Source organism: Nitratireductor rhodophyticola, assembly GCF_019891355.1.
GTDB classification, from domain to species: Bacteria; Pseudomonadota; Alphaproteobacteria; order Rhizobiales; family Rhizobiaceae; genus Nitratireductor; species Nitratireductor rhodophyticola.
The window spans coordinates 872,773-898,027 of sequence record NZ_JAHSSF010000001.1; the positions used below are offsets into that span (position 1 = coordinate 872,773).

At 62.4% G+C, this 25,255-nt stretch carries 25 protein-coding genes; 9 read left to right on the plus strand and 16 right to left on the minus strand.

Translation table 11 applies throughout. The features are described from left to right. Positions 1–27: 27 nt before the first annotated feature. From KUG85_RS04095 to KUG85_RS04105, 3 genes are all read right to left on the minus strand, one after another. Positions 28–1,518, minus strand: a complete 1,491-nt coding sequence (locus tag KUG85_RS04095) for a glycosyltransferase family 39 protein (RefSeq protein ID WP_255606245.1) — start codon at positions 1,516–1,518, stop codon at positions 28–30. 91 nt (positions 1,519–1,609) lie between these two features. Beyond that, positions 1,610–2,227 (minus strand): 30S ribosomal protein S4, encoded by a 618-nt coding sequence (gene rpsD / locus KUG85_RS04100; protein ID WP_223004223.1) that lies wholly within the window; start codon positions 2,225–2,227, stop codon positions 1,610–1,612. Positions 2,228–2,439: 212 nt separating this feature from the next. Then, positions 2,440–2,640, minus strand: a complete 201-nt coding sequence (locus tag KUG85_RS04105) for a hypothetical protein (RefSeq protein WP_065817627.1) — start codon at positions 2,638–2,640, stop codon at positions 2,440–2,442. Positions 2,641–2,754: 114 nt separating this feature from the next. Here KUG85_RS04105 and KUG85_RS04110 point away from each other — a divergent pair, with 114 nt between their 5' ends. Next, the gene (locus KUG85_RS04110) at positions 2,755–3,666 is read left to right on the plus strand and encodes a LysR substrate-binding domain-containing protein (RefSeq protein ID WP_223004224.1); all 912 of its coding nucleotides are present in this window, start codon (positions 2,755–2,757) and stop codon (positions 3,664–3,666) included. 49 nt (positions 3,667–3,715) lie between these two features. On the opposite strand, the gene murI is transcribed toward KUG85_RS04110, so the two are convergent. The 4 genes from murI to KUG85_RS04130 all read right to left on the minus strand — a co-directional run bounded on the left by murI (position 3,716) and on the right by KUG85_RS04130 (position 8,348). Next, positions 3,716–4,507, minus strand: coding sequence for a glutamate racemase (murI, locus tag KUG85_RS04115; RefSeq protein WP_223004225.1), 792 nt, complete (start codon positions 4,505–4,507; stop codon positions 3,716–3,718). A 2-nt stretch (positions 4,508–4,509) separates the two neighbouring features. Then, the gene (locus tag KUG85_RS04120; protein ID WP_223004226.1) at positions 4,510–5,298 is read right to left on the minus strand and encodes an RNA methyltransferase; all 789 of its coding nucleotides are present in this window, start codon (positions 5,296–5,298) and stop codon (positions 4,510–4,512) included. Between the two features lie 49 nt (positions 5,299–5,347). Continuing rightward, on the minus strand, positions 5,348–7,474 hold the full coding sequence (locus tag KUG85_RS04125) for a DUF294 nucleotidyltransferase-like domain-containing protein (RefSeq protein WP_223004227.1): 2,127 nt from the start codon (positions 7,472–7,474) through the stop codon (positions 5,348–5,350). Positions 7,475–7,571: 97 nt separating this feature from the next. Next, positions 7,572–8,348 (minus strand): NAD(P)H-dependent oxidoreductase, encoded by a 777-nt coding sequence (locus KUG85_RS04130; protein WP_223004228.1) that lies wholly within the window; start codon positions 8,346–8,348, stop codon positions 7,572–7,574. Positions 8,349–8,442: 94 nt separating this feature from the next. Here KUG85_RS04130 and KUG85_RS04135 point away from each other — a divergent pair, with 94 nt between their 5' ends. Beyond that, positions 8,443–9,306, plus strand: a complete 864-nt coding sequence (locus KUG85_RS04135; protein WP_255606246.1) for a LysR family transcriptional regulator — start codon at positions 8,443–8,445, stop codon at positions 9,304–9,306. Between the two features lie 5 nt (positions 9,307–9,311). Here KUG85_RS04135 and fabF read toward each other — a convergent pair whose 3' ends face one another. Both fabF and KUG85_RS04145 read right to left on the minus strand, forming a co-directional pair. Continuing rightward, positions 9,312–10,586, minus strand: a complete 1,275-nt coding sequence (gene fabF, locus KUG85_RS04140) for a beta-ketoacyl-ACP synthase II (protein ID WP_223004230.1) — start codon at positions 10,584–10,586, stop codon at positions 9,312–9,314. A gap of 103 nt (positions 10,587–10,689) precedes the next feature. Then, positions 10,690–11,130, minus strand: a complete 441-nt coding sequence (locus KUG85_RS04145; RefSeq protein ID WP_255606247.1) for a MarR family winged helix-turn-helix transcriptional regulator — start codon at positions 11,128–11,130, stop codon at positions 10,690–10,692. 149 nt (positions 11,131–11,279) lie between these two features. Between KUG85_RS04145 and KUG85_RS04150 the strand changes: the two genes are divergently transcribed. Beyond that, positions 11,280–12,491, plus strand: coding sequence for an NADP-dependent isocitrate dehydrogenase (locus KUG85_RS04150; protein WP_065817634.1), 1,212 nt, complete (start codon positions 11,280–11,282; stop codon positions 12,489–12,491). A 135-nt stretch (positions 12,492–12,626) separates the two neighbouring features. On the opposite strand, the gene KUG85_RS04155 is transcribed toward KUG85_RS04150, so the two are convergent. Beyond that, positions 12,627–13,022 (minus strand): GFA family protein, encoded by a 396-nt coding sequence (locus KUG85_RS04155; protein ID WP_255606248.1) that lies wholly within the window; start codon positions 13,020–13,022, stop codon positions 12,627–12,629. Between the two features lie 192 nt (positions 13,023–13,214). On the opposite strand from KUG85_RS04155, the gene KUG85_RS04160 reads away from it, so the two are divergent. Beyond that, positions 13,215–13,571 (plus strand): hypothetical protein, encoded by a 357-nt coding sequence (locus tag KUG85_RS04160; protein WP_141686056.1) that lies wholly within the window; start codon positions 13,215–13,217, stop codon positions 13,569–13,571. After that, complete coding sequence (locus KUG85_RS04165; protein WP_223004231.1) at positions 13,568–14,194, plus strand: DedA family protein; 627 nt, start codon at positions 13,568–13,570, stop codon at positions 14,192–14,194. Before KUG85_RS04160 ends, KUG85_RS04165 begins: the two co-directional genes overlap by 4 nt. A gap of 78 nt (positions 14,195–14,272) precedes the next feature. On the opposite strand, the gene alaS is transcribed toward KUG85_RS04165, so the two are convergent. Then, the gene (gene alaS / locus KUG85_RS04170; protein WP_223004232.1) at positions 14,273–16,936 is read right to left on the minus strand and encodes an alanine--tRNA ligase; all 2,664 of its coding nucleotides are present in this window, start codon (positions 16,934–16,936) and stop codon (positions 14,273–14,275) included. Positions 16,937–17,157: 221 nt separating this feature from the next. Beyond that, positions 17,158–18,243 (minus strand): recombinase RecA, encoded by a 1,086-nt coding sequence (gene recA / locus KUG85_RS04175; protein ID WP_007009803.1) that lies wholly within the window; start codon positions 18,241–18,243, stop codon positions 17,158–17,160. A 236-nt stretch (positions 18,244–18,479) separates the two neighbouring features. Between recA and KUG85_RS04180 the strand changes: the two genes are divergently transcribed. Beyond that, positions 18,480–19,430 carry a carbohydrate kinase family protein gene (locus KUG85_RS04180; protein ID WP_223004233.1) on the plus strand — a complete coding sequence of 317 codons (951 nt, stop codon included), beginning with the start codon at positions 18,480–18,482 and terminating at the stop codon, positions 19,428–19,430. 27 nt (positions 19,431–19,457) lie between these two features. Beyond that, positions 19,458–20,375 carry a pseudouridine-5'-phosphate glycosidase gene (locus KUG85_RS04185; protein ID WP_223004234.1) on the plus strand — a complete coding sequence of 306 codons (918 nt, stop codon included), beginning with the start codon at positions 19,458–19,460 and terminating at the stop codon, positions 20,373–20,375. Between the two features lie 71 nt (positions 20,376–20,446). On the opposite strand, the gene KUG85_RS04190 is transcribed toward KUG85_RS04185, so the two are convergent. The 3 genes from KUG85_RS04190 to KUG85_RS04200 all read right to left on the minus strand — a co-directional run bounded on the left by KUG85_RS04190 (position 20,447) and on the right by KUG85_RS04200 (position 23,297). Next, on the minus strand, positions 20,447–21,106 hold the full coding sequence (locus KUG85_RS04190) for an OmpA family protein (protein ID WP_007009806.1): 660 nt from the start codon (positions 21,104–21,106) through the stop codon (positions 20,447–20,449). Positions 21,107–21,263: 157 nt separating this feature from the next. Further along, positions 21,264–22,340, minus strand: a complete 1,077-nt coding sequence (locus KUG85_RS04195) for a GGDEF domain-containing protein (protein WP_223004235.1) — start codon at positions 22,338–22,340, stop codon at positions 21,264–21,266. A gap of 126 nt (positions 22,341–22,466) precedes the next feature. Next, entirely contained in the window at positions 22,467–23,297 is an 831-nt protein-coding gene (locus KUG85_RS04200) for an aldo/keto reductase (protein ID WP_223004236.1), read from the minus strand. A gap of 88 nt (positions 23,298–23,385) precedes the next feature. Here KUG85_RS04200 and KUG85_RS04205 point away from each other — a divergent pair, with 88 nt between their 5' ends. Both KUG85_RS04205 and KUG85_RS04210 read left to right on the plus strand, forming a co-directional pair. Further along, the gene (locus KUG85_RS04205) at positions 23,386–24,384 is read left to right on the plus strand and encodes a DUF1624 domain-containing protein (protein WP_223004237.1); all 999 of its coding nucleotides are present in this window, start codon (positions 23,386–23,388) and stop codon (positions 24,382–24,384) included. Beyond that, entirely contained in the window at positions 24,371–24,847 is a 477-nt protein-coding gene (locus KUG85_RS04210; protein ID WP_223004238.1) for a methyltransferase family protein, read from the plus strand. Before KUG85_RS04205 ends, KUG85_RS04210 begins: the two co-directional genes overlap by 14 nt. Positions 24,848–24,862: 15 nt before the next feature. Here the strand turns inward: KUG85_RS04210 and KUG85_RS04215 are convergent, their stop codons facing one another. Further along, the gene (locus KUG85_RS04215; protein WP_007009810.1) at positions 24,863–25,249 is read right to left on the minus strand and encodes a MerR family transcriptional regulator; all 387 of its coding nucleotides are present in this window, start codon (positions 25,247–25,249) and stop codon (positions 24,863–24,865) included. Positions 25,250–25,255 lie beyond the last annotated feature (6 nt).

Here is a 25,255-nt window from a genome sequence, read left to right on the forward strand (position 1 = left end):
AAACAGAGCTTTTTCGGGAAAAGCGAATTACGTGCCGAAACCGGCCGGCGGCACGAAGAAAACGCGCACTGTCCAGCGTCGTTCTCCACCAAACCCGGGGACGGTCAGGTCCTGCGTATCGGCCCCAACGCCCGACAGTTCCACCGCCCTGGCAAGGCAACCTTTCTGGCCATCGAAACAGGCGATCGCCATGCCCTTCACGGCCACATCCTCGGGCGTAATCCACGGTGTCAGTGCGTAGGAATTCGCTTGCATCGAATAGGGGCGCGACGCGGCATAGAAGGTCGTGCCGCTGGCCAGAATCTTGTCTCCGGCAACATAGGCGAGTGGTGTGTCGTAGCGGGCATTCCACGCATTCTCGATCTCACCGGCGAGTGCACGAACCGGGACGTCGTTATAATGCGAGGTGTTCTGCGCCTCCTGCGCATAGATGAGCGGCGACAACGCCAGAAGACAGGCACCGTAGAGCACGACGGCAGCGGGAATGGCAGGTTTCTGCACTTCCAGGCGCCCGGGTTTCACAAACAGTATGAGGAAAATCGGCGCCGAAAAATAAAGCGGCAGCGCCCAGACCGAACTGAACTGCACGGTGAACACAATGCCGAGAAGAAGCGTGAGCGCCAGCGCGCCGAACCCGGTCCATAAGAGCGCCCGCCCCTCCAGTGTCTCCCGCAGGGCGAGGAACGGTGCGGTGTCGAACCAGGGGCCGCGCCCATTGCGCAGGATCGCGATCAGAAGAACGAGGACAACCGGCAGAAGATAGGCCAGCAGGGCAGCCAGGAACCGGGGCGTGGATGTCACTCCGATAAGCGCCGACCCGTCTCCCTGCTCGGAAACGTAGGTCAGCGGCAGAAAATCGTTTCTGAACAACCAGATCAGGTGGGGGGTGATCAGTGCGATGAAGACAAGACTTGCCACCCAGACGCCGGGCTTCAGGAGCAGCGAGCGCGCCTCTCGGTCGAACAGGACATGAAGGCAGATGGCTCCCAGAAGCGCTGCTGAAAAATATTTGATCAGCATTGAAGCAGCGGCAAGGGCACCGAGAATCACTGCATCGGTGAGGCGGCGCTTTTCCAGAAAGCGCAGATAGAACCACACCGTCGCCGCCCAGAACGGCAGCATGGCCGAATTGGCGTTGTACTTGATGGCGAGAAATGTGACCGGCGGCAGAAAGAAGAAGAGTGCCGTCGCCAGGAAGGCCCGCCACGGATCGAGAAACCGCACCGCGATCCGCCAGCTCGCAAACATGAGCGCCGCGCCGTTGACCGCCGACAGGAGATAATAGGCCCAGTCGACGTTTGGGAACACTGCAAACCAGGCTGCCGTGATCCAGGCGAAGAGCGGCGGATGCTTGTAATAGCCCTGCTCCCAGGCGATGCCCCAGGAGTAGTTTTCAAGCATGTCGCCAAAACCGTCGAGATTAAGCTGGGTCAGGCTGGCATAGACCGTCCACAAGGCGACGAAGAAGGCCAGCAACAAGCCCATTCGCACACTGGACGCCCTGGCCAGTCCTGTCATGACAGTACCCCGCGAAACCCGTGAAAGACAAAAAAGAAGGCGCCCGGCCAATGGCAGGACGCCCCCTTTCCGAATTACCTGCCGAAAGGTATCAGCGCGAGTAATACTCGACAACCAGGTTCGGCTCCATATGCACCGCATAGGGCACGTCGGAGATCGAAGGCATGCGCAGATAGGTGGCGACCATCTTGTTGTGGTCGACTTCAACATAGTCCGGCACATCGCGCTCGGCGAGCTGCACAGCCTCCAGAACGATGGCGAGCTGCTTGGACTTTTCCTTGACCTCGATCACGTCACCGGCCTTGCAGCGGTAGGACGGGATGTTGACGCGGCGGCCGTTGACCAGAATGTGGCCGTGATTCACGAACTGACGCGCAGCGAAGATCGTGGGAACGAACTTGGCGCGGTAGACGATGGCGTCGAGGCGGGACTCCAGGAGACCGATCAGGTTCTCGTTGGTGTCGCCCTTGCGGCGGTTGGCCTCGTCATAGGTCTTGCGGAACTGCTTTTCCGAAATGTCGCCGTAGTGGCCTTTCAGCTTCTGCTTGGCACGCAGCTGCAGACCGAAATCCGAGAGCTTGCCCTTGCGGCGCTGACCGTGCTGGCCGGGGCCATATTCACGACGGTTAACCGGGGACTTCGGACGGCCCCAGATGTTTTCGCCAAGACGGCGATCGAGTTTGTACTTTGCGGACTGGCGTTTGCTCATCGCATTCCCTTTCACATCAAAAACCCCGGAGCTAAGACTCCGGACGAAGGAAACGCGCCCTCCTCTGGCTTCCGTTTTCGAAACCTGACAGGACATGCCGCGCACGCTGATGCGGCCATGCCCACGGGACACGTTAAAAAGCGCGGCAGCCAGAAGCCATCGCGCTTGTGCGGGGTCAATATGGGAGAGCGGCGCACTTGTCAACCGAAACGCTAATCCAGATAGCGTTTGGGATGCAGGGGGCGAATATCCGTCAGCCCGACATCGTGATGCATGGCCTCGGGGATGTCCCTCGGGTCGATTCCGCGCACACCGGAGCGCCTTCTGCGCGCGCCCAGCTTAGTGCCCCATTTCAGGAGAGAACGCCAGAGCGTCGCGGCCTCATTGGCATCATGCAGGAAAACGTGTGTCATCGGAGTTCCCGACCTCTCATAGAAAAGCTGTGTTGATTTCCTGGCCGAATGTCGTTCTTCTGAAGCCGGAATTCCAATTGAAAGACGACCGGGTATCATAAGGAGATTTTATCCATGTCCGGTGCACTCCTTCCGCCACTGGCAGCCGTTCGCGCCTTCGAGGCCGCATCACGCCATGGCAGCTTTACAAAGGCCGGCGAGGAACTGGGCATGACCCAGGCCGCCGTCAGCTACCAGATCAAGATTCTGGAAGACCGGATCGGCACGCCCCTTTTCGTGCGCCGGCCGAGACAGGTGACCCTGACGGAGACAGGCCAGCGGTTTGCGCCGGCCGTCAGCGACGCCTTTGAACGGCTTTCTGCCGCCTATGCCGACGCGCGCGGGATGATGGAAGGCACTTTCACCATCAGCACGGCACAGACCTTCGCCACCAACTGGCTTGTGGAGAACATCGACACCTTTCAGGAGATGCACCCGACGTTATCGGTGCGGCTGGAAACAACCCAGCGGCTTGCAGCCTTCGACACCGAGGATGTCGACGTCGCCATTCGCGGCGGGCACGGCCCCTGGCAAGGACTGGAGCGCCATCTGCTTGTCGCAGCCGACTTTACCCCGATGCTGAGTCCGCGCCTTGCAGAGACCATTGGCGGCATCTCAACGCCGGAAGACCTGCTCAAACTTCCCCTGCTCGACCTTGGCGACCCATGGTGGACCATCTGGTTCGGCGCCATCGACATCAAGATCGACAGTGACGACCGCCCCCCTATGGCCAAGCTCGGCGGACAGAGCATGCTGGCACGGGCAGCCATTGCGGGGCGCGGGGTGGCGATGCTCACTCCAGCGCTCTACAGAACGGAGCTGGAAGCCGGGCTGTTGCTAAAACCCTTCGAGCGCACGGAAGCGGACGGTCTCGGGTATTGGCTCGTCTATCCGGAGGGGCGACGCAACGCACCGAAGATCCGCGCGTTCCGCGACTGGATTCTCAGGTCCCTCCAGGAAGAAGAGGCGGGCCGGAAGAGCCGTTGACGACAACAGGCGCAGAAATATGTGTGTGTTCCGGCCCGCAGGTGCCGGGTCAGCGCGCGATGAAACCGAAACCGGTGACGAGGCGGCGGTAGCCTTCAACCGGCGCACCGGAGGTGAAATGCGCGATATCCTGGCCATTCCCGTCTGAGGACGGAGCCGGCAGATTTGCCGAAAGGGCGAGTGCGCGCCTTGCAATTGCCTCGGATGTGTCGATCCAGTCCACCGGCCAGGGGGCGGTCTTTCGCATGCGATTGACCAGAAACGGATAGTGTGTGCAGGCCAGCACCACGATGTCGGTGCGCTTTCCATCCTGCTCCACGAAACAGGGGGCTATCTCCCGCTCGACGGCCGCCTCGTCCACGTGCCCCTCACGCATATACTGTTCGGCAAGGGCGGCGAGATTTTCGCTGCCGACCAGCCGCACATGGCACTTTGCCGCGTAATCGCGGATCAGGTCGCGCGTGTATTGCCGCTTGACCGTGCCGGGTGTGGCGAGAACGGAAACCAGCCCAGACCGCGTGCGCTCGGCCGCCGGCTTGATGGCCGGTACCGTGCCCACGAAAGTTTCTCCGGGAAACGCCTCGCGCAGCCGGTGAATGGCGAGGGTGGACGCCGTGTTGCAGGCGATGACCGACATGACCGGCCGATAGGTCTCGAGAAGTTCGGCGAAGAGGCCGACCATGCGCTCAAGCAGGGCGCCCTCCTCCCAGGCGCCATAGGGAAAAGCCGCGTCGTCGGCCACATAGACATAGGGGCGGCGAGGCAGGAGAATGCGCGCTTCCTTGACAACCGACAGGCCGCCAATGCCCGAATCGAAGAAGAGAATGGGCCGGGTTTCCATCGCTACCCCCGGTCCGGTGCGCCGGAGCCACGCGGATTCTTCGGCGAAAATTTTTCCAGCGAGCTCAAAACCCCACGCAACACCGCAAGCTCCTCCACGGTGAAGCCCGGCCGCGTGAAGAGGGCGCGCAGGTTTTCCATCATCTTCGGCTTCTTGTCCTCGGTGCGAAAATAGCCGCGCTCGTCCAAAACCCTGTCGAGATAGCCCATAAGGCTTTCAATATGGAGCTTTTCGGCGGGCTCGAGCGTGCTGTCGGGTGGCTGGACAGCCTGATCGCCCGTCTTGATCCATTCATAGGACATGAGGAGCACAGCCTGCGCGATGTTGAGCGAGGCAAAGGCCGGATTGACCGGGAAAGTGACGATTTCGTCGGCGAGCGCCACCTCCTCATTGGTGAGACCCCAGCGCTCACGCCCGAAGAGAATGCCGGTCTTCTGGTCCGCGGCAAACCGGCTGCGCAGATCCGCAGCAGCCTCGACGGGACCGCGCACGGGCTTGAAATTGTCGCGCGGGCGCGCTGTCGTCGCCAGGACGAAATTGAGATCGGCGACCGCATCTGCCGGTGTCTCGAAGACCGTTGCCGCGTCAATCACGTGATCGGCCCGGCTCGCTGCCGCGCGCGCCTTCTCATTCGGCCAGCCGTCCCGCGGGCTGACGAGCCGAAGCTCGGCCAGGCCGAAATTGGCCATGGCGCGTGCCACCATGCCGATGTTCTCGCCCAGTTGCGGCTCCACCAGAATGATCGCCGGGCCTTCCGCGAGCATGTCCTGCTGTTTGTCTGTTCCTGCCATGATGGGCTGCTGTTACCCGCTTCACGCGCCGTGGTAAAGCACGCATTGCTCAGTTTGCGAACATGGCGCTGCGCACGAGTTCGGGAATGATCGCAACAGTCCTGAGGGCGTCCTTCAGCGTTTTCTGCTGGCCTGAAGCGAGCCGGTCGACAGCGATATGGTTGGAGAGCGGAATTCCGGCGGCGATGTCCTCCACCTGCTGCTCGAGCACCCGCGCAATGAGAAAACGGTGAGCATCGCGCAGCGCAAGCAGGTCGCTGCGCGGCATCGCCGGCAGTTCAGCCAGCGCCTCCAGCCGGGCGCGGGTCGATGCATGCGGCAGATGATGGCGAATGGCCAGTGCCCTTGCGAGTGCTGCAATGGGAAAAAGGCCGTGCAGTTTCAGATCCAGTCGCCCGTTTTCCTGCCGGAAGCCGCCGAAAAGTGTGAATGGACTGCCGACATTGCGCACGCTTTCGCCCAGCAGCTTGGCGAATTCGACGCGCTCTGCACCCTTTTCCCAGGCATGGCCAGCCAGAGCGGTGACCAGCGCTTCCTCACCATAGACCGCCCGGAGATCGTAGAAGATATCGACGTTGAGAAGGTCCTGCGGGCGCGCTTTGGCGACCCAGGCGTCTACGCGCGCCCGCCAGGTTTCCACCGAGCCGCGCCAGGCGGGATTGCGGGCCATCACGCCGCCCCTGCAAAGCGGTATTGCCGCCATGTGCAGATAATCGGTGAACTTTTCGGCAAAGACCGCAAACCATTTGTCTTCAGGCCCGTCGGGATCACCTTCGGCGAAAATCACTGCATTGTCCTGATCGGCGGCCAGCAGGCTTTCGCCACGACCTCCCGAGCCCAGCACCATGACGGCGTAGGAGACCGGCGGCGCACCAAGCCCGTCCGCCTGCATCTCCTGCAGCGCCATGCGGCAGGCGTTCGCCGTGATGGAACACAGGATGCCGGAAATGATCTCGGCAATGATGCGCGCATCGATTTCCTCGTCGAGAAGCGCAGAAGCGATGACTGCGACGCGTGACCAGGCCCCGGCGAGATCGGCCGGCGTCGTGGCGGTCTCAATGCGCGCCTGAAGATCGACGGCAGCGCCTGCCCGGAATTTTAGAAAATCGCGGGCCGAAATCACGCCGGACAGATGCCCCTCGCTGTCGGACACCGCCAGATGGCGAACCTTTTCCCGGCTCATCAGGCCGAGCGCCTGATAGAAGAAGGCATCGCCCTGCACTGCGATCACCGGCTTTGAGGCAATCGCCGAAACACGACCGGCAAGCGCCTCCCCCCCTCCGGACGCGACCGCCCGCAGCACATCCCGCTCGGTGACGATCGAATATTCGGCGATGGAGCCGCCGGACCTCCCGTCTGCAGAGAGCAGCAGGGAGCTGATCCGGTGTTTTGCCATGAGGCGGGCGGCCTCCAGCACTGCCAGGTCTTCATGCGCGACAACGGGCGCGCCCGTGGCCGCTTCACGAACCCGGTGGCGGAAGGCGTAGGGATCGATGGCTTCAAGCGCATGGCTGGGTGCGCCGTTGCGGCGCAGGAAAGGTTCGCTCCAGCCGGCTTCCGCCTGCTGGCGCAGGGCCTGCGACCGCAGGCTCGAGGCGCGCTCAGCCTCGGCGACCGTTCGAATGCCGCGTTCTGCGAGATGAGGCGCAAGCGCGATAAAGATCTCGCCGGCAATGCGCGCATCCGCCGTCGCCGTGTGACGGCCTGACGTATCCACCTCGAGCCACGCGGCAATCGCTTCCAGCGAAGCGTCGGGCAGGTGCGGATTGACGAGACCGGCAAGCATGCGCACGCAGAGCGTCCGCGGGGCCTGCCAGAGGAGCCCTGCCCTGTGGGCCTCTCTCTCCAGAACAGCCAGGTCGAAGCCGAGCGCATAGCCGATGAGCAGACGGCCTTTGCGATACGCTTCGAAACGCGGCCAGGCATCGGCAAATCCCGGTGCAGTGCGCAGCATCTGGCCGGTGATGCCATGAATGGCAGTGGAACGCGGCGGGACGGGGACGCCAGGATCGACCAGTGTTTCGAACGCATCGCCCGGCTGCAGGCGCCCATTCACCAGTGCCACGCCGCCAAGCTGCAGGATACGCGCTTCCCGGACATCGAGCCCGGTGGTCTCGGTGTCGAATGCCACCGCGTTGGCGGCGATCAGAGGCGTGGCGTCCGTGACGGGTCTCACGACAGGGTCCCTTCATTGAACTGATGAAACTGTGCATCAAAAGCAGCGCGGTTTCACGAAGGAATAGCGCGTTCGGGACCAAAGTCTGAGGCGGGCGCTACTGAAGCGCCCGCCCCGTGCGAAAGCGCAGTGCGCCGTCGACAGGTGCCCCCGGTCTGGGCAGGCCGGCTTCGTCCCAGTCATTCCAGCCCGGAAAAGGCAACGCCGCCTCCTGCGGCAATGTTTCAAGCCGGGCTTCCCAGGCGGCGCGACTGGCATTGAGCCGGAGCGCCTTCTCCTGATCGTCGTCATACCGGTAGCCATGGCCTGCCACACCGAAGGTGAGAAAAGGCGGCAGGACGGAGAAGCCCATATAGTTGAGCGAGTAGTGGATCGGCCACAGAAGCAGCTCGATATCGCCGCTGCGTCCACCCGGCGCGAAAGATGTCTCGGGCGCACCGGTGGTGACGGAAAGCACGGCGCGCCTGCCGCGAAAAAAACCGCGATCATAGCGTTTCGATCCGCTGTAAAGCAGGCCGTTGACGAAGACCCGATCGAACCAGCCCTTGAGGATCGCCGGCTGTGCGTGCCACCAGAGCGGAAACTGGAAGATGACCAGGTCCGCGCGCTCGATACGCGCGATCTCGCGGCGGACGTCGGCGGGAAGTGTGCCCCTTTGGCCGGCATGGCGCTGCTCGGCAAGTGCCGCGAAATGATCCGGATCCTGGCGATCTGCATAGTGCGCGGCGCCTTCGACCGGGTCGAAGGCCTCGCCATAGAGATCCGAAACCTCGACGGTATGCCCCAGCGCTTCCAGGCGCGCGGCGGTGTCGTCTTTCAGCGTGCCATTGAAGGAGGCTGGTTCGGGATGGGCGAATACGATCAGCGCGTGCATCGGTCGACTCCTGCATTGTGTTTGGTCTGGAGAGGATCTAGGCTGTTTGTTTCTGCAATTCGACTGGCAAAAATTGAAAGCCCCGCTTGCAAAAATGAAAGATGAACTTGAATGGAACGATCTGCGGCTTGTGCTGGCCGTGGGACGGGCGGGCTCACTGACGGGTGCGGCCAAGGCGCTTGGCCTCAGCCATCCAACGGTGTTCCGCAGGCTTGGCGAGCTGGAGCGGCGCATCGGCGTGACGATGTTCGAACGTTCACGCCACGGCTACGCACCGACCGCCGCAGGTGAAGAGGCGATCGCGGCTGCAGGGCGTATGGAGGCGGAAGTGCACGCGCTCGAGCGCGAGGTTATCGGGCGCGATCTTCGCCCGTCCGGCGCGGTGAGCGTGACCACCACGGATACGCTTCACGAATGCTGCCTCGCGCCCATCCTGGCCGATTTTTGCGAACGCTATCCGGACATCGAGCTGGACCTCGTGCTTTCGAACAGCGTTTTGAACCTGACCGAGCGCGAGGCCGATATCGCCATCAGACCGGCGAACCAGCCGCCCGGCCATCTTGTGGGACGCAGGATCGGGCTTGTCCGCCAGTCGATCTATGCGCGGCGCGGCCTGCTCGACGCACCCTGGCGGCAATCACGGCTGGGCTGGGTGGGGCCCGGCCGCCACATGGGCTACGCGGCGCTTGAAAGCTGGATGGAGGCTGAACGGCTTTCGGAGCGCAGCCGGATGCGTGTGAACACCACACCCGGCATGTTGAGCGCGGTGAAGAACGGCGCCGGGCTTGCCGTCCTTCCGGATTACGCGGCCGCAGATGATCCCGATCTGGAATGCGTGGAAGCGGTCCCGGCACTGGATGTGGATCTGTGGCTTCTCACGCACCCCACATTGCGGCGCGCCGCGCGCATCCGCGCGCTGATGGACTTTGTTGCCAGCGCCACACGGGACCGCTTCTGAAGCGCTTATGGCGCAGCGCTGAAGACAAGTGCCGCGTTGACGCCGCCAAAGCCGAAGGCGTTGGACAGCACATGGCGCAGCTTCCTGCGACGCGGCGCACCGGCCACGAGGTCGAACCGCGCGGCGGCTTCATCCGGGTTCTCCAGGTTGAGCGTCGCCGGCACAACGCCGTCACGGAGGGACAGCACGGAGAAGATCGCCTCGATGGCCCCGGCGGCCCCCAGAAGATGACCGGTCGCCGACTTGGTGGAGGCGATGGCAATATCTCTGCCCCGGTCGGCAAAGAGGCTCTTGATGGCCGCAATCTCCGCTGCATCGCCCACCGGGGTCGATGTGCTATGAGCGTTGATGTGGTCGATGTCTGCGGGCGTCAAACCGGCCATGGACAGCGCGTGACGCATGGAAACCGCAGCGCTGCGCCCGTCGGGGTGTCCGGCCGTAAGGTGATAAGCGTCCGCCGTGGTGCCGTAGCCGGCCAGAATAGCAAGCGGTATGGCCCCGCGGGCGCGCGCGTGGCTGAGACGCTCGATAACCAGCATGGCGCTGCCCTCTGCCAGAACGAAGCCTGCCCGATCCCGGTCGAAGGGACGCGATGCCTTTTCGGGTGTTTCGTTGTAGCTCGTGCACAGCGCGCGGGCGGCTGAAAATCCGCCGACGGAAATCGGGTCGATGGAGCCCTCCGCCCCACCACACACAACCACATCGGCCTCGCCCGTCATGATAAGACGCAGGCCATCGCCGATAGCCTGTCCGGCTGCCGCACAGGCCGTGACCGGCGCACCGATGGGACCGGTGAAGCCATAACGGATCGACACCCAGCCGGCGGCGAGATTGGCGAGAAAGGCGGGCACCGTGAAGGGTGAGAGGCGGCGCGGCCCCCTGGTGAGAATGGTCTCCACTGCCTCGGCCATGAGCGGCGAACCGCCCACGCCGCTGCCGATGACGGTGGCCGTGCGGGCGCGCTCCGCCTCGCCCTGGGGCGTCCAGCGGGCCTGTTTCAGCGCTTCATCCGCAGCGGCAAGGCCATACTGGATGAAGCGGTCCATCTTCTTGATGTCCTTCGCGTCGATATGATCGCGTGGGTCGAAGCCATGCGGGTCACGTTCCCTGGGCGGCACAAGGCCGGCAATGGTGCAGGCATAGGCGCTGACATCGAAGCGGTCGTTGCGGACAACGCCGCTTTTGCCTTCGAGCAAACGCTGCCAGTTTGTCTCCACACCGACGCCAAGCGGGCTCACGGCCCCCATGCCCGTCACCACCACGGGGTCGTTCTGCGTCATGAGCTATCTCCTTTGATGTATCTACACTAGTGTATCTACACTATATTGTTCAAACGATGTCTGCCATTCTCCGTGGCACGCATGTTCAGACGTTCACGTGGGCTCAGTCAGCTTGACCGGCGGTAAGCTGCTTCAGCGCGGCCAACACCCGTTCGCTGTCATCTTCGCCGAGGAGCGCGCGAACCTCTGCCTGAGCGCTGCGCCAGTGCGGGACCAGTTCTTCGACCAGCGCCGCTCCCTTCCCGCTTAGCAGGAAGCGGCGGCCATTGCCCTTTAGCGCCGGCTCGGTCCGCACCAGCCCCCTGCGGACCAGCAGCTCCAGATTGCGCAACAGCGTGGTGCGGTCCATTGCCACCCGCTCGGCCATGCGGCTGACCGGCTCGTCGCGCCCGGCCCGCAACACCATCAGAACCGAGAACTGGATGACCGAGACACCGTAGGGTTTGAGACGTTCATCGTAACGCCGGGTCATGGCGCGGGCGGCCATGACGGTGTTCAAAAGCAGGCAATCGGCCATGTTGTATCTGGAGGGATCGCGTCTCATGCCGGCACCGTACAGTGTAACTACACGGCGTCAAGTGCAAAACACACCTCCCCGCTTTGCGCTTTCAACAAGGAATGCTATAGGGCAGCCGACCTTTGCGTGGCCTCTCCTTGCCGCGCCGTTTCACACCACAATTGCGGAGCTTTTTCATGGGTAAGATCAAGGTGGACAATCCGGTCGTCGAGCTCGACGGCGATGAGATGACGCGGATCATCTGGCAGTTCATCAAGGAAAAGCTGATCCATCCCTATCTCGACATCGATCTGAAATATTACGATCTCGGCATCGAGGCCCGTGACGAGACCGACGACCAGATCACCGTCGATGCGGCCAACGCAATCAAGGAATACGGCGTCGGCGTGAAGTGCGCGACCATCACGCCGGACGAGGCGCGCGTCGAGGAATTCGGCCTGAAGCGCATGTACCGTTCGCCGAACGGCACGATCCGCAACATTCTCGGCGGCGTGATCTTCCGCGAGCCGATCATCATGAAGAACGTTCCGCGCCTGGTTCCGGGCTGGACGCAGCCGATCATCGTCGGCCGCCACGCCTTCGGCGACCAGTACCGCGCCACCGATTTCAAATTCCCCGGCAAGGGCAAGCTGACGATCAAATTCGTCGGCGAGGATGGCGAGACCATTGAGCACGAGGTGTTCGACGCTCCCTCTTCCGGCGTTGCGATGGCCATGTACAATCTGGACGATTCCATCCGCGACTTCGCCCGCGCCTCGATGAACTACGCACTGATGCGCAAGGTGCCGTGCTACCTCTCCACGAAGAACACGATCATGAAAGCCTATGACGGGCGCTTCAAGGACATCTTCCAGGAGATCTACGAGACCGAGTTCGAGGACAAGTTCAAGGAAGCCAAGATCACCTATGAGCACCGCCTGATCGACGACATGGTCGCCTCGGCGCTCAAATGGTCGGGCGGTTATGTCTGGGCCTGTAAGAACTACGACGGCGACGTGCAGTCCGACACCGTGGCACAGGGCTTTGGTTCGCTCGGCCTGATGACCTCGGTGCTGATGACGCCGGACGGCAAGACGGTGGAGGCCGAAGCCGCGCACGGCACGGTGACGCGCCACTACCGCCAGCACCAGAAGGGCGAGGAAACCTCGACCAACTCCATCGCCTCGATCTTCGCATGGACGCGTGGCCTTGCCCACCGCGCCAAGCTGGACGACAACAAGGAGTTGGCGAAGTTTGCCGCCACGCTGGAAAAGGTCTGCATCGACACGGTGGAATCCGGTCACATGACCAAGGATCTGGCGCTGCTCATCGGCCCCGATCAGCCCTGGCTCTCGACCACCGGCTTCCTCGACAAGATCGATGAGAACCTGCAGAAGGCGATGAGCTGAGAGGCTCTTCGCGAGTTCAGCGCGCTTTGAAGATCGAAACGGCCGGAACCGCGCGTTCCGGCCGTTTCTCATTGGGCAGCAATGAAGGGGCGCAGGCGGCCGGTCGAGCCGACAATCCCGAAATGGTCCAATACCTTATGAGGGGGGATGCCCCTCGAACTGCGGAGCCTCATCGCAGATCCCATACCAACCGGGCTTTTCTGATGTGAACTCGTGGAACTTGACCTTGAGATCGATATCCGTATCCAGCGCGTTCGCCGCGATGGGGAAGGTTTCGCTCTGGGACAGTATCTCGCCAAGAGACGTTCCGCAGACCCTGCAGAAACAGCGGCCGTACTGATAAGGCGGTCCCGGCCTGTAGAGCGCGACGTTCTCCCTCCCCTCAAGCCATTTCAGGTCTTCGCGCTTTATGAAAGCGATGGTGCTGGCGCCGACTTTTCGACATCGCGAGCAGTGGCAGGTGCCCATCATGGACGGCTTCGCCAGCAACTCGAACTTCACGGCTCCGCAACAGCAGCTCCCTTTGATCATGGCTTATCCTTATATCGCCCGTGGAATCAAAAAGAACATTACGTGAACAATTTTTCTCAGGCAATGAATACGGCATCGGTGAAGCGCAGGAAATTCATGACATCGAAAGCCAGGCATTGCGCCTCTTCACGCTCGACAAATATGCCCCATCCCTGCGAGATAAGGTCAACGGCAATCACCCTGGAGCGATGAATGCGCGGCGCGATAAAATCCTTGTGGCGGCACAACAGGCTGCTCTTCATCGCCTTCTGCGCCGCCCTTCTCGTCACGCTGTTTCTGGCCGCGCGCACCGTCGCCTTCTATGCCTACTGGTCGAGCCACCGTTCGGTGCCGGTCGAGGAGTGGATGACGATTGGCTATGTCGCCCGCTCGTGGGAGATCCCGCCGCAGGAACTGCGCGGCCTGCTCGACCTTTCGACGGAAAACCATGACCGGCGCAGTATCGCGCAAATCGCAAGGGAGCGTGAGGTTCCAGCCGATACCCTCATCCGCGAGGTGGAACAGGCCGTGGAGACACTGCGTGCCAAGGGCGGGGAAACGGCGCAGTGACAGAGGAGATTCTTGCTCTTTTCGCGCTTTACGGCCTGCCCGGCATCTGCGTGATCCTGGCGGCTGGCCAGTTTGGCGTTCCGCTCCCGACCTCGATCCTTCTGATGACGGCAGGTGCGCTGATTGCCGATGGTGACCTGAGCGCGGCCCAGGTTTTCGCCTGGGCGCTTGCGGGTGCGGTTCTCGGCGACCAGTCGGGCTATGCGGTGGCGCGCCTCGGCGGACGCAGCCTGCTCGGCCGCATGTTCAGGGGTGGCGCATCCGACACGGGAAACTTCGCCCGGGCGGAGCGCTTTTCGGCGAAATGGGGCGGGTTCGGCGTTTTCTTCAGTCGCTGGCTGGTGAGCCCGCTTGGCCCCTGGATCAACCTGACCAGCGGGCTGACGCGCTATCACTGGGGCAAGTTCCTGCTTTGGGACCTGGCGGGAGAAACCGTTTGGATCATTGGCTATCTGTCGATCGGCTACGCTTTCAGCCGCTCCATCGCCAGCATTGCCGAGCTTCTGGCCAATCTGGGCTGGCTGATCGGCGCTGCCGCCTTGACGGTGCTCCTGGGCGTGCTGGTGCGGCGCGCGGTGAAAAGGCACCGCGGGCGAGGCGCGGGCGGAACACGCAGCGGCTGAACGCGGATAAGAAAACGCCGCGCATCCGATGGGACGCGCGGCACTTGATGTTCATGCGATTTGAGAGCTGGTGGCCAGTCAGCCTTCCATCGCAGCCTTGACGGCGGCGATGGCCTCGGCGGCCTTCGAGCCATCGGGCCCGCCGGCCTGCGCCATGTCGGGACGACCGCCGCCACCCTTGCCGCCTATGGCGGCGGAGGCGACGCGGACGAGATCGACGGCGCTGAAACGCTCGATGAGGTCCTTGGTGACGCCAACCACGACACTGGCCTTGCCCTCTTCGGAGGTTCCCACAAAAACCGTGACGCCGGAGCCGAGCGATGCCTTGCCGTCATCGGCCAGCGGTTTCAGGTCTTTTGGCGAAATGCCATCGACCACGCGCCCCATGAAGCCGACACCGGCGACCGTTTCCGTGCCGGCATCGGATGCGCCGGAACCGCCGCCGCCAAGCGCTAGCTTGCGCTTGGCTTCGGAAAGCTCGCGCTCCAGCCTGCGGCGTTCTTCCAGCACGCTCTCCAGTCGTGCGGGCACATCAGCGGGCGCAACCTTGAGCGCGCCGGCGGCAAGCTTCAGCTGTTGCTCCTGCTGGCCGAGATAATGCCGCGCGGCATCGGCCGTCAGCGCCTCGATGCGGCGCACGCCCGAAGCGACAGCGCCCTCGGAGACAATGCGGATCAGGCCGATGTCGCCGGTGGCTCTCACATGTGTGCCGCCGCACAGCTCCAGCGAATAGGTCTTGCCGGCCTTTTCGCCCTCGCGCGCGGTTCCCATGGACACGACCCGAACCTCATCGCCATATTTCTCGCCGAACAGGGCCATGGCACCGGCTTCGATCGCCTCGTCGACGGCCATGAGATGGGTCTCGACCGGCGCATTCTGCAACACGATGGAATTGGCGATGTCCTCGATGCGGGCGAGTTCGTCGTCCGAGATGGGCTTGGGATGCGAGAAGTCGAAGCGCAGGCGCTCGGGTGCCACGAGCGACCCCTTCTGCGCCACATGCGTGCCCAGCACCTCGCGCAGCGCCTCGTGCAGAAGATGCGTGGCCGAGTGGTTGGCCCGGACGCGCGCACGGCGGGCGTGATCGACCTTTAGCGCAACGACGTCACCAATCCCGACCCGACCGCTCTCGACGCGGCCGAAATGAACGAGAAGCCCGTCGCCCTTCTTCTGGGTGTCGGCCACTGCAATGGAAAAGCCCTCGCCGGTGATCACGCCGGTGTCTCCCACCTGGCCACCGGATTCGCCATAGAACGGGGTCTGGTTGGTGACAATGGCCACTTCATCGCCATCGGCTGCGTGATCGACCATCGCGCCATCGCGCACAAGGGCGGAGACCACGCCTTCGGCTTCCTCGGTCTCGTAGCCGAGAAAATCACTGCCGCCGGTCTTGTCCTTGACGGCGAACCAGACGGCCTCGGTGGCCGCTTCGCCGGAGCCTGCCCAGTTTGCGCGCGCCTCGGCCTTCTGACGCTCCATGGCGTCGTTGAAGCCGGTCAGGTCCACATGGATGCCGCGCTGGCGCAGCGCATCCTGCGTCAGGTCGAGCGGGAATCCGTATGTATCGTAAAGCTTGAAAGCGGTTTCGCCGTCGAGCAGGTCGCCCTCGCCCATCTCGCTGGTGGCGTCGGACAGCAGCGTCAGGCCGCGCGCCAGCGTCTTGCGGAAGCGGGTTTCCTCGAGCTTCAGCGTTTCGGTGATGAGGGCCTCGCCGCGCACCAGTTCCGGATAGGCGCGGCCCATCTCACGCACAAGCGCCGGCACGAGGCGCCACATCAGCGGGTCTTTCGAGCCGAGAAGCTGCGCATGGCGCATGGCGCGACGCATGATGCGGCGCAGCACATAGCCGCGCCCCTCATTGGATGGCAGAACGCCATCGGCGATCAGAAAGCTGGACGCGCGCAGATGATCGGCAATGACCTTGTGGCTCGCATGCTGCGCGCCCTCGGCACGCACGCCGGTCGCCTCCTCGGACGCGTGGATGAGCGCGCGGAAAAGATCGATGTCGTAATTGTCATGCACGCCCTGCAGGACAGCCGCCACGCGCTCGAGCCCCATGCCGGTGTCGATGGAGGGCCGAGGCAGGTCAACCCGCTCGTCCGGCGTCACCTGCTCGAACTGCATGAAAACGAGGTTCCAGATCTCGATGAAACGGTCGCCATCCTCATCCGGGCTTCCGGGCGGGCCACCGGGAATGTGGTCGCCGTGATCGTAGAAAATTTCCGAGCACGGGCCACAGGGGCCGGTGTCACCCATGGCCCAGAAATTGTCACTCGTGGCAATGCGGATGATGCGGTCGTCGGGCAGGCCGGCGATCTTCTTCCAGAAATCGGCCGCCTCGTCATCCGTGTGGTAGACAGTGACAAGAAGACGCTTCGGGTCGAGGCCGAATTCCTTCGTGACAAGGTTCCACGCAAGCTCGATGGCGCGGTCCTTGAAATAGTCGCCGAAGGAGAAATTGCCCATCATCTCGAAGAAGGTGTGATGGCGGGCCGTGTAGCCAACATTGTCGAGGTCGTTGTGCTTGCCGCCGGCGCGCACGCATTTCTGGGCCGTTACGGCGCGATCATAGGGTCGCGTCTCCAGCCCGGTGAACACGTTCTTGAACGGCACCATGCCGGCATTGGTGAACATCAGGGTCGGGTCGTTGCGCGGGACAAGCGGGCCGGAGGCCACGATCTCGTGTCCGTTCTTCTTGAAATAGTCGAGAAAGGTCGACCGGATGTCGTTGACGCCACTCATGATTCAGCCTTTGCGAGAAGCCCGCCCAGACAAGCGGGGAACAGAAGCCCGCCTTTTAACGTCAGCGCCGGGACCTGTCCAGAAATCCCGTCAGCATAAGGCGACACAGGTGGCTGACGCCGGCTTATAAAAAACACCGCCAGCAGGTGGCGGTGTTCTGATTTCATCGGATTGAAGCGCGCTGGCCCCGCGGCGTTGTCCGGACCAGCGAGACTGGGATTCTATTCCTCAGCATCCCCGCCGTCCTGGTCACCCGGTCCGGTATCATCGAGGAATTTTTCGGCAATCAGGCCTGCATTCTGGCGCAGGGCCAGTTCGATCTCCTGCGCTGCCTCGGGATTGTCATGCAGGAACTGCTTGGCGTTCTCACGCCCCTGCCCCAGGCGCTGCGAATTGTAGGAGAACCAGGCGCCTGACTTTTCGACAATACCGGCCTTCACGCCGAGATCGATCAGCTCGCCCGTCTTGGAGACGCCCTCGCCATACATGATGTCGAACTCGACCTGCTTGAAGGGCGGGGCCATCTTGTTCTTCACCACCTTGATACGGGTCTGATTTCCGACCACCTCATCACGATCCTTGACGGAACCGATGCGGCGAATATCAAGACGGACCGAAGAGTAGAATTTGAGCGCATTGCCGCCCGTGGTCGTCTCCGGCGAGCCGAACATGACACCGATCTTCATGCGAATCTGGTTGATGAAGATCACCATGGTCTTCGACCGGGAGATGGAGGCGGTCAGCTTGCGCAGCGCCTGGCTCATCAGGCGGGCCTGCATGCCCGGCAGGGAATCGCCCATCTCTCCTTCGATTTCGGCGCGCGGCGTCAGGGCCGCAACCGAATCGACCACGATCACGTCAAGCGCACCGGAGCGCACGAGCGTGTCGCAGATCTCAAGCGCCTGCTCGCCCGTGTCGGGCTGCGAAATCAGAAGGTTTTCCAGATCGACTCCCAGCTTGCGGGCGTAGACCGGATCGAGTGCATGCTCGGCATCGATGAAGCCGCAAATGCCGCCCTTCTTCTGCGCTTCGGCGACCGTGTGCAGCGCCAGCGTCGTCTTACCGGAGCTTTCCGGACCGTAAATCTCGATAATGCGGCCACGCGGCAGTCCGCCGACGCCCAAGGCAATATCGAGGCCCAGCGACCCGGTGGAGATGGTCTCGATCTCGACCACCTGATCATTGGCGCCGAGCCGCATGATCGATCCCTTGCCGAAGGCACGTTCGATCTGCGATAGCGCCGCATCCAGAGCCTTGGTTTTGTCCACCGAATTATCCTCTACAAGCCGCAATGAATTCTGAGCCATGATACAACACCCCTTCGAGGTCAATGGAGGCGGTTCCGCCAAATCCGCGATAGCCATCTGTACCCTTTTTGTTCTATTTTTGCAATAGGCATTAGAGCATTGAAAAAGCTTGATAAATGTAATTTGTTCTATTTTTGTGCACCTGAGATCACAATCATTGATCCCATGCGCACGCCTGATGCCCGGCGGGAGAACGGACGGACATTCCCGCATCGGGCGATTCGGAAAGTGGCCCGATGAACCTGGTCAACCCGCCCCGTCTGCTTGCCGTCGGCGGCGCTCATATGGACCGACGCGGACGTCTCGACGCACCGCATATCCCCGCCACCTCCAACCCGGGACGCATGCGCGAAGATGTCGGCGGAGGCATATTCAATGCCGCGCGCATGGCGGGCCGGCGCGGCGTGGCCGTGTCGCTCCTTTCCCTGCGTGGCGGGGATGCGGCGGGCGACACCGTGGCAAGAGCCATTGAAGAAGCCGGGTTCGAGGATCTCTCGGCGACATTTCTCGACCGCGCGACGCCGAGTTACACAGCGATCCTCGATCATGACGGCGAGCTTATCACGGGCCTGGCGGACATGGCGCTCTATGACATGGCTTTCGCCAGACAGATGCGCCGCTCGAAAACGCGGGAGGCCGCGAGCCGCGCGTCCGCCATACTCTGCGACGCCAACATGCCGGCAGAGGCGGTGGCACGGCTTGCCGCCATTCGCAGCACCTCACCGCTTTACGCTATCGCCGTTTCGCCGGCAAAGGCCGGGCGGCTCGTACCGCACTTCGCCGATCTGGCTGCGCTCTTTCTGAATGCACGCGAGGCGCGGGGCCTTGCCGGGCTTGAAACCGGTGCCCCAGTCCGGCAGGCGGTGGATTCGCTTCGCGATCTTGGCCTGCGCGCCGCCGTCATCACCGACGGCAGCAGGGCCGTGACCGTCTTTGACGGTGAAAATCACTGGCAAATCGAGCCCCCGCTTGTGGAGACGGTCGTTGATGTGACCGGTGCCGGCGATGCACTGACCGGTGCAAGCATCGCCGCGCTGATGCGCGGCCTGCCCCTTCAGGAGGCCGCGCGCGAGGGCGTGGCCGCCTCCGGGCTTGCCATTGCCTCCGCCGCGGCAGCGCCCGAATTCGACGACAGCGCATTCAACGCGGCGCTTGCGCGGGTGCCCGCGCCGCGTTCTGTTTCTTAGGATCAGGACCCTAAAGGAGTTTTTCCCGTGCGTTCCAACAACATTATCGACGTCCACGCGCCCATCGCCGAAGCCTTTGCCAAAGGCAGGCCGGTGGTGGCGCTGGAAAGCACCATCATCACCCATGGCATGCCCTGGCCGCGCAACAACGAGATGGCCGGAGACGTGGAAGCACTGATCCGCAAAGAAGGCGCCGTGCCCGCCACCATCGCCGTTATCGACGGGCGACTAAAGATCGGCCTGTCGGACCAGGAGCGCGAAAAGCTGGCCCAGGCAAAGGACCCGATGAAACTGTCGCGCGCCGATCTCGCCTTCGCCATCGCCGAGGGCAAGAGCGGCGGCACGACGGTCGCCGCGACCATGATCGCCGCGCGCATGGCCGGCATAGCCGTGTTCGCCACCGGCGGCATTGGCGGTGTTCACAAGGGGGCGGAGACGAGTTTCGACATCTCCGCCGATCTGGACGAACTGGCACGCACGCCGGTGATCGTCGTCTCTGCCGGCCCCAAGGCGATCCTCGACACGGAGAAGACGCTGGAAGTTCTGGAGACACGCGGCGTTCCCGTGATTGCCTACGGGACCGACACGATGCCGGCGTTCTGGTCGCGCAATTCGCCCTACCCCGCACCGCTGCGCCTGGACACGGCCGAGGCGATCGCGCGCTTCCAGGCGACGCGTACGGCGCTCGGCATCGATGGCGGCATGCTGATTGCCAATCCGGTGCCGGCCGAAGAGGAGATTGCCGCCGATGTGATGGCCGGGCATATCGCAACGGCTCAGCGGGACGCGGACGAGAAAGGCATATCGGGCAAGAATGTGACGCCGTTTCTGCTCGCCCGCATTCTGGAACTGACGGACGGAGCAAGCCTCGTCACCAACATCGCACTGGTGAAAAACAACGCGCGGCTTGCGGCCCGGATCGCCACGGCGCTGGCCGCCGAATAAAGAACGCCAAATACGAAAAAGCCGCCGGCGGGCGCTGGCGGCTTTTCCTGTCTCGTGTCAGGCCTGCGTTATCAGGCGCCGGTCAGCGGCGACAGGCGGATTTCCACGCGGCGGTTCTGTGCGCGGCCTTCCGGCGTCGCGTTGGAGGCGATCGGCTGAGCCTCGCCCTGGCCGATAATCGCAAAACGCTGGCTGCTCGCGCCCTGACCAATCAGGTAATTGGCAACGGCCCCGGCGCGGCGCTGGGAGAGTTCCAGATTGTAATTTGCATCGCCCGTCGAATCGGTGTGACCGAACACGTCGACCAGCGTGCGATTGTATTTCTGCAGAACCAGCGCAACCGAATTGAGCGTCGAGTAGAAGGCCGGCTGAATGTTGGCCGAATCGGTGGCAAAGGTGATGTTGGAGGGCATGTTGAGGATGATGTAGTCGCCCTGGCGGGTGACGCTCACGCCCGTGCCCTGCAACTGGCCGCGCAACTGCGCTTCCTGCTGGTCCATATAGGAGCCGACCGCGCCGCCGGCCAGTGCGCCGATGCCGGCGCCGATCAGCGCGTTACGGCGGTCATCGCCACCGGCAAGAAGTCCAACGCCTGCACCCGCCAGCGCACCGAGCGCAGCCCCGCCGGCCGTGTTGGAGATTTTCTGCTGACCGGTATAGGGATCCGTGCTGGTCACGCAGCCGGCAGAAAACCCTGCCACGAGCGCAACCGCGATGGATTTCTTCAACATTGTCCGTATCCTCACTTTTAAAATACCTGCGACCTGAATCGCGCGCAAATCGCCCCTCAAGCCCCCGTGTATCACAAATCGGGCAAAATTCGGCGCAGCTTTCGCCAAACTATAGGCAAAGTTGAGGAAAATGCATCCCGTTAGAGAGGCGATCGCATCAATCGTTTCTGTAGAGCAGCCAGTTCTTCATGAACTTGCCTTTCGGGATGCTCGAGAACAGGGTCACGCGGTTGCGGCCATCGACCTTGGAAGCATAAAGGGCCTGATCCGTCTTGGCGTAGAGTTCGTCCGCATTGGCGGCATCGCTTGCCATGCAAACCCCGAGCGAAATACGAATGGGCCCGCATTTGCGGGCGCCCGAACCAATAATGAACTCTGCCTTCTCGACAGCCAGGCGCACCGTCTCGGCAAGCTTTACGGTCGCCTCCTCCGATAAGCCTTCAACGATTATGGCGAACTCCTCGCCGCCGGTGCGCGCGACGAAGCAGTCATCCGTGCACTGGGTTTTGAGTATCTGGGCCACGCCCTGGAGTATCTTGTCGCCGACCGGGTGACCATATTGATCATTGATGGCCTTGAAACCATCTATGTCTGCCAGAATCAGCGCATGGAACATGATCGAGCGCTGTTCGTCGAAAATGCCGGCCATGCGCTTGTCGAACGCCCGCCTGTTCCAGATCCGGGTCAGGGGGTCGGTGTCGGCAAGCCGCTTGTAGCGCTTGAGCTGGGAACGCATCTCTTCAAGCTCAGTGGATTTTTCCTCCATGGCCTGCGTTATCTGGCGTCCCTGCGCGATCGTGGTCTCGGTTGCGGCAGCCATGATGCCCACGATCTTGCGCATGATGTCGTGCGAGATCTCGCTGCGCCCCTTGAGCCCACTGGAGGTCTGGTCGAGGATGACACCGAACTTCTCCAGGGAACTGCGTTCACGACCAAGCAGCGACAGAATTTCCTGGGCGCGCGACGCGATCTGCTCCTGCGCATTCTCGACAACGGTCTGCCGACTGTTCTGTGTGAAGTATTTTAGCGACAGCTTGTCCAGGGCTTCCTGGGTCGGGCGACCGTTCAGTGCTTCAAAATCACGGACGAGATCGCGGTTCGTACCGGTGAAGACCTCGTAGAAGATTTCGTAATTGCGCGGCAGACCGATCACCCCCATGCGGCGCATGGAGCCTGCAATCATACCGGCAATGTCGGTGGGCCCCTTTTCCGGGGCGCCTGAGACCTGCAACATGCGCTATCCACCTTCCCCCAAAGGCATGGGTGCCCGACACCGCGCAGCCGCGGAGCCCATGACAACCTTGGGTACCCTATTTTACATCAGCTAACGCAGGGTTAACCTGCATTCTCCCGAAGGCATTCAGCCCCGGTCCCAGACGGGTGAGAAGTCGTAATCGCAGATTCGGCTTCCTCTCTGCCGCAGGGCCGAGATGGCCCCCATTTCCCCAGCGTCGAGAGAGAAATCGAATATGTCTGCATTCTCGACCAGACGACCCGGATTGCTGGTGCGCGGAATGGCGACCACGCCATCCTGCTGCGTATGCCAGCGCAAGACGATCTGTGCCGGGGTCTTGCCGTAACGTGCGGCCGGGCCTGCGACTGCCGGTTGCGAGAAGAGATCACCGCCGCGCGCCAGCGGGCAATAGGACACCATCGCCATCCCGGCACTGCGGCACGCCTCGTGCACCCGATCCTGATTCAGGAAAGGGTGATACTCGACCTGATTGGCCACGAGCGGAGCGTCGGAAAAACGCACGGCCTCTGCCAGAAGGGCTGTCGGAAAATTCGACACGCCGATATGGCGCGCAAGCCCGCCTGCGCGGACACGGTTGAGAGCCTGCATGCTCTCGGCCAGATCGACATTCGGGTTCGGCCAGTGGATCAAGAGAAGATCGACATGCTCGAAACCCAGTCGTGCCAGGCTGTCTTCCGCCGAGCGCTCGAGGTCGCCACCGCCGATGTCCGTCCACCAGACCTTGGTGGTCAGAAACACCTCCTCCCGCTTCACTCCGGAGGCACGAATGCCTTCGCCGACGGCTTCCTCGTTATCGTAAGCAGCGGCGGTATCAATGTGGCGGTAACCGACCTTCAGTGCCTGTGAAACGAGCTCGGTGCAGGCCTGTCCCTTCAAAGTCCAGGTCCCCATTCCCAGAACCGGGATGGATGCGCCGTTCGCCTCAACCGTCTGCATTGAATACCTCTCCGTCTTTCGGCCACTTTTAACGCCGACTAATATAATCACAACATAAAACAATGATTATACCCGGGGCGAACAAAGGATGCGGCATCGAGCGGCAGGCAAATCACGCATCGAAGCCATCGACATTGCCCGTGGCGCCGCACTTGTCGCCATGGCGGTCTATCATTTCGGATGGGACCTCGAATTCTTCGGCTATCTGGATGCCGGAACCACCATCACCGGCGGGTGGCGCCTGTTTGCGCGCAGCATTGCAACGTCATTTCTGTTCCTGGTCGGCGTCAGCCTTTATCTCGCCCACGAGAACCAGATTCGCCGGAGAGCTTTCCTCAAACGCCTGACCATGATCGCCGCGGCTGCGGCGGCGATTTCAGTGGCCACGTGGTTTGCCTTCCCTCAGGGCTTCATTTTCTTCGGCATCCTGCATCATATCGCCCTTGCAAGCCTGCTCGGCCTCGCATTCCTGCGTTTTCCCGCCTGGGCCCTGCTGGCGCTTGCCGCCGGATGTGTGGCCGCGCCGCACTTTCTCAGCGCGCCGTTCTTCGACGCACCGGCCCTCTGGTGGGTCGGGCTTTCCACGTTCCGCCCGCCGTCAAACGACTACGTGCCGCTGGTTCCCTGGTTCGGTGCCGTCCTCGCCGGCATGGGGGCCGCCCGCATCGCCAGAGATACGGGGTTCTTTCACGTGCTGGCACTGATTAAGCCGGCGCGCTGGCACCTGCCCTTCAGCTTCGCCGGTCGCCATAGCCTCGCCTTCTACCTCCTGCACCAGCCGGTTCTGATCGGCTGTGTGTGGGTTCTCGCCCAGCTCTGGCCGCCGGCAATGGAACCTGTCGAGCTTCGCTTCACAGCGGCATGCGCGCGCCAGTGCGCGGAGACGCGCGATGCAGGTTTTTGCGCCACCTATTGCACCTGCTTCACCAACACGCTCAAAGCCGAAAACCGCCTGGAGGGCATGATGTCAGGGGCGTCTGGAAACGAAGCGCAAAGCCGCTTGAGCGAGATCGCCACCGAATGCACTATGCGTGCAGAAACGGGGAGCGATTCTGTGCAGCGGGACCTTTCGAATGAGCGACCATGAACGGCAACCGGCACGCTTTCCCTGGCCGCCCGTCATCTATCTGGCGGCGATCGCCATCGCGGCAACACTCGGAATCTTCTATCCGCTGGCCTGGTTCGGCCCGCCGCTTTCCGACATCCTTTTCGCCATAGGCTGCCTGCTCATTGTCGGGTTCGTGATCCTCGACGTGCAGGCCATGCGCACGCTCCACAGGGCGGGGACGGCAATTCTGCCCACACGTGGCGCGGATGCCCTGGTGACCACCGGCCCTTTCGCCATCAGCCGAAACCCGATTTATCTGGGAAATTCGGTGCTCCTGGCAGGGATTGCCCTGGTCTTGGGCAATCCATGGTTCCTCGTGCTTCTTGTCATTGCCTGTTTCCTGACGCAGAAACTGGCGATCGAACCGGAAGAGCGGCATCTCGCACTGCGTTTCGGCAAGAAATATCGAGACTATCAAAAACGCGTGCGCCGCTGGTTCTGAACGCCTCAACCGGTATCAGGTGGTCACGCCCAGTTCCGCCAGACGTTCCACGCAGGCTTCTTCTGCACGCGAAAGCTCTTCAAGCGTGTCTTCAAGATCGCGGCGCTTCTGGCGCAAATCCTGCTGCTTTTCGGAAATCCGCGAAAGCATGAGCTTGAGCTGTCCGATCTCGCCGGGCGGGGCCTTGTAGACCTCTATGATCTCGCGAATCTCGGCAATGGAAAAACCGATGCTGCGTCCACGCAGTATCTGCCGGACGAGATGGCGGTCGGACGGGCGGTAGAGACGCGTCCGCCCACGTCGAACCGGCTTGATCAACCCTTCATCCTCATAGAAGCGCAATGTCCGGGTGGAAATGCCGAACTCACGCGTCAGCTCGGTGATGGAGTAGTAATCGCGCATCGCGCC

Coding starts and splice junctions, on each gene's coding strand:
- KUG85_RS04095 (WP_255606245.1), bottom strand. CDS start 1,518: ATGACAGGACTGGCCAGGGCGTCCAGTGTGCGAATGGGCTTGTTGCTG.
- rpsD (WP_223004223.1), bottom strand. CDS start 2,227: ATGAGCAAACGCCAGTCCGCAAAGTACAAACTCGATCGCCGTCTTGGC.
- KUG85_RS04105 (WP_065817627.1), bottom strand. CDS start 2,640: ATGACACACGTTTTCCTGCATGATGCCAATGAGGCCGCGACGCTCTGG.
- KUG85_RS04110 (WP_223004224.1), top strand. CDS start 2,755: ATGTCCGGTGCACTCCTTCCGCCACTGGCAGCCGTTCGCGCCTTCGAG.
- murI (WP_223004225.1), bottom strand. CDS start 4,507: ATGGAAACCCGGCCCATTCTCTTCTTCGATTCGGGCATTGGCGGCCTG.
- KUG85_RS04120 (WP_223004226.1), bottom strand. CDS start 5,298: ATGGCAGGAACAGACAAACAGCAGGACATGCTCGCGGAAGGCCCGGCG.
- KUG85_RS04130 (WP_223004228.1), bottom strand. CDS start 8,348: ATGCACGCGCTGATCGTATTCGCCCATCCCGAACCAGCCTCCTTCAAT.
- KUG85_RS04135 (WP_255606246.1), top strand. CDS start 8,443: ATGAAAGATGAACTTGAATGGAACGATCTGCGGCTTGTGCTGGCCGTG.
- fabF (WP_223004230.1), bottom strand. CDS start 10,586: ATGACGCAGAACGACCCCGTGGTGGTGACGGGCATGGGGGCCGTGAGC.
- KUG85_RS04145 (WP_255606247.1), bottom strand. CDS start 11,130: ATGAGACGCGATCCCTCCAGATACAACATGGCCGATTGCCTGCTTTTG.
- KUG85_RS04150 (WP_065817634.1), top strand. CDS start 11,280: ATGGGTAAGATCAAGGTGGACAATCCGGTCGTCGAGCTCGACGGCGAT.
- KUG85_RS04155 (WP_255606248.1), bottom strand. CDS start 13,022: ATGATCAAAGGGAGCTGCTGTTGCGGAGCCGTGAAGTTCGAGTTGCTG.
- KUG85_RS04160 (WP_141686056.1), top strand. CDS start 13,215: ATGCGCGGCGCGATAAAATCCTTGTGGCGGCACAACAGGCTGCTCTTC.
- alaS (WP_223004232.1), bottom strand. CDS start 16,936: ATGAGTGGCGTCAACGACATCCGGTCGACCTTTCTCGACTATTTCAAG.
- recA (WP_007009803.1), bottom strand. CDS start 18,243: ATGGCTCAGAATTCATTGCGGCTTGTAGAGGATAATTCGGTGGACAAA.
- KUG85_RS04180 (WP_223004233.1), top strand. CDS start 18,480: ATGAACCTGGTCAACCCGCCCCGTCTGCTTGCCGTCGGCGGCGCTCAT.
- KUG85_RS04190 (WP_007009806.1), bottom strand. CDS start 21,106: ATGTTGAAGAAATCCATCGCGGTTGCGCTCGTGGCAGGGTTTTCTGCC.
- KUG85_RS04195 (WP_223004235.1), bottom strand. CDS start 22,340: ATGTTGCAGGTCTCAGGCGCCCCGGAAAAGGGGCCCACCGACATTGCC.
- KUG85_RS04200 (WP_223004236.1), bottom strand. CDS start 23,297: ATGCAGACGGTTGAGGCGAACGGCGCATCCATCCCGGTTCTGGGAATG.
- KUG85_RS04205 (WP_223004237.1), top strand. CDS start 23,386: ATGCGGCATCGAGCGGCAGGCAAATCACGCATCGAAGCCATCGACATT.
- KUG85_RS04210 (WP_223004238.1), top strand. CDS start 24,371: ATGAGCGACCATGAACGGCAACCGGCACGCTTTCCCTGGCCGCCCGTC.
- KUG85_RS04215 (WP_007009810.1), bottom strand. CDS start 25,249: ATGCGCGATTACTACTCCATCACCGAGCTGACGCGTGAGTTCGGCATT.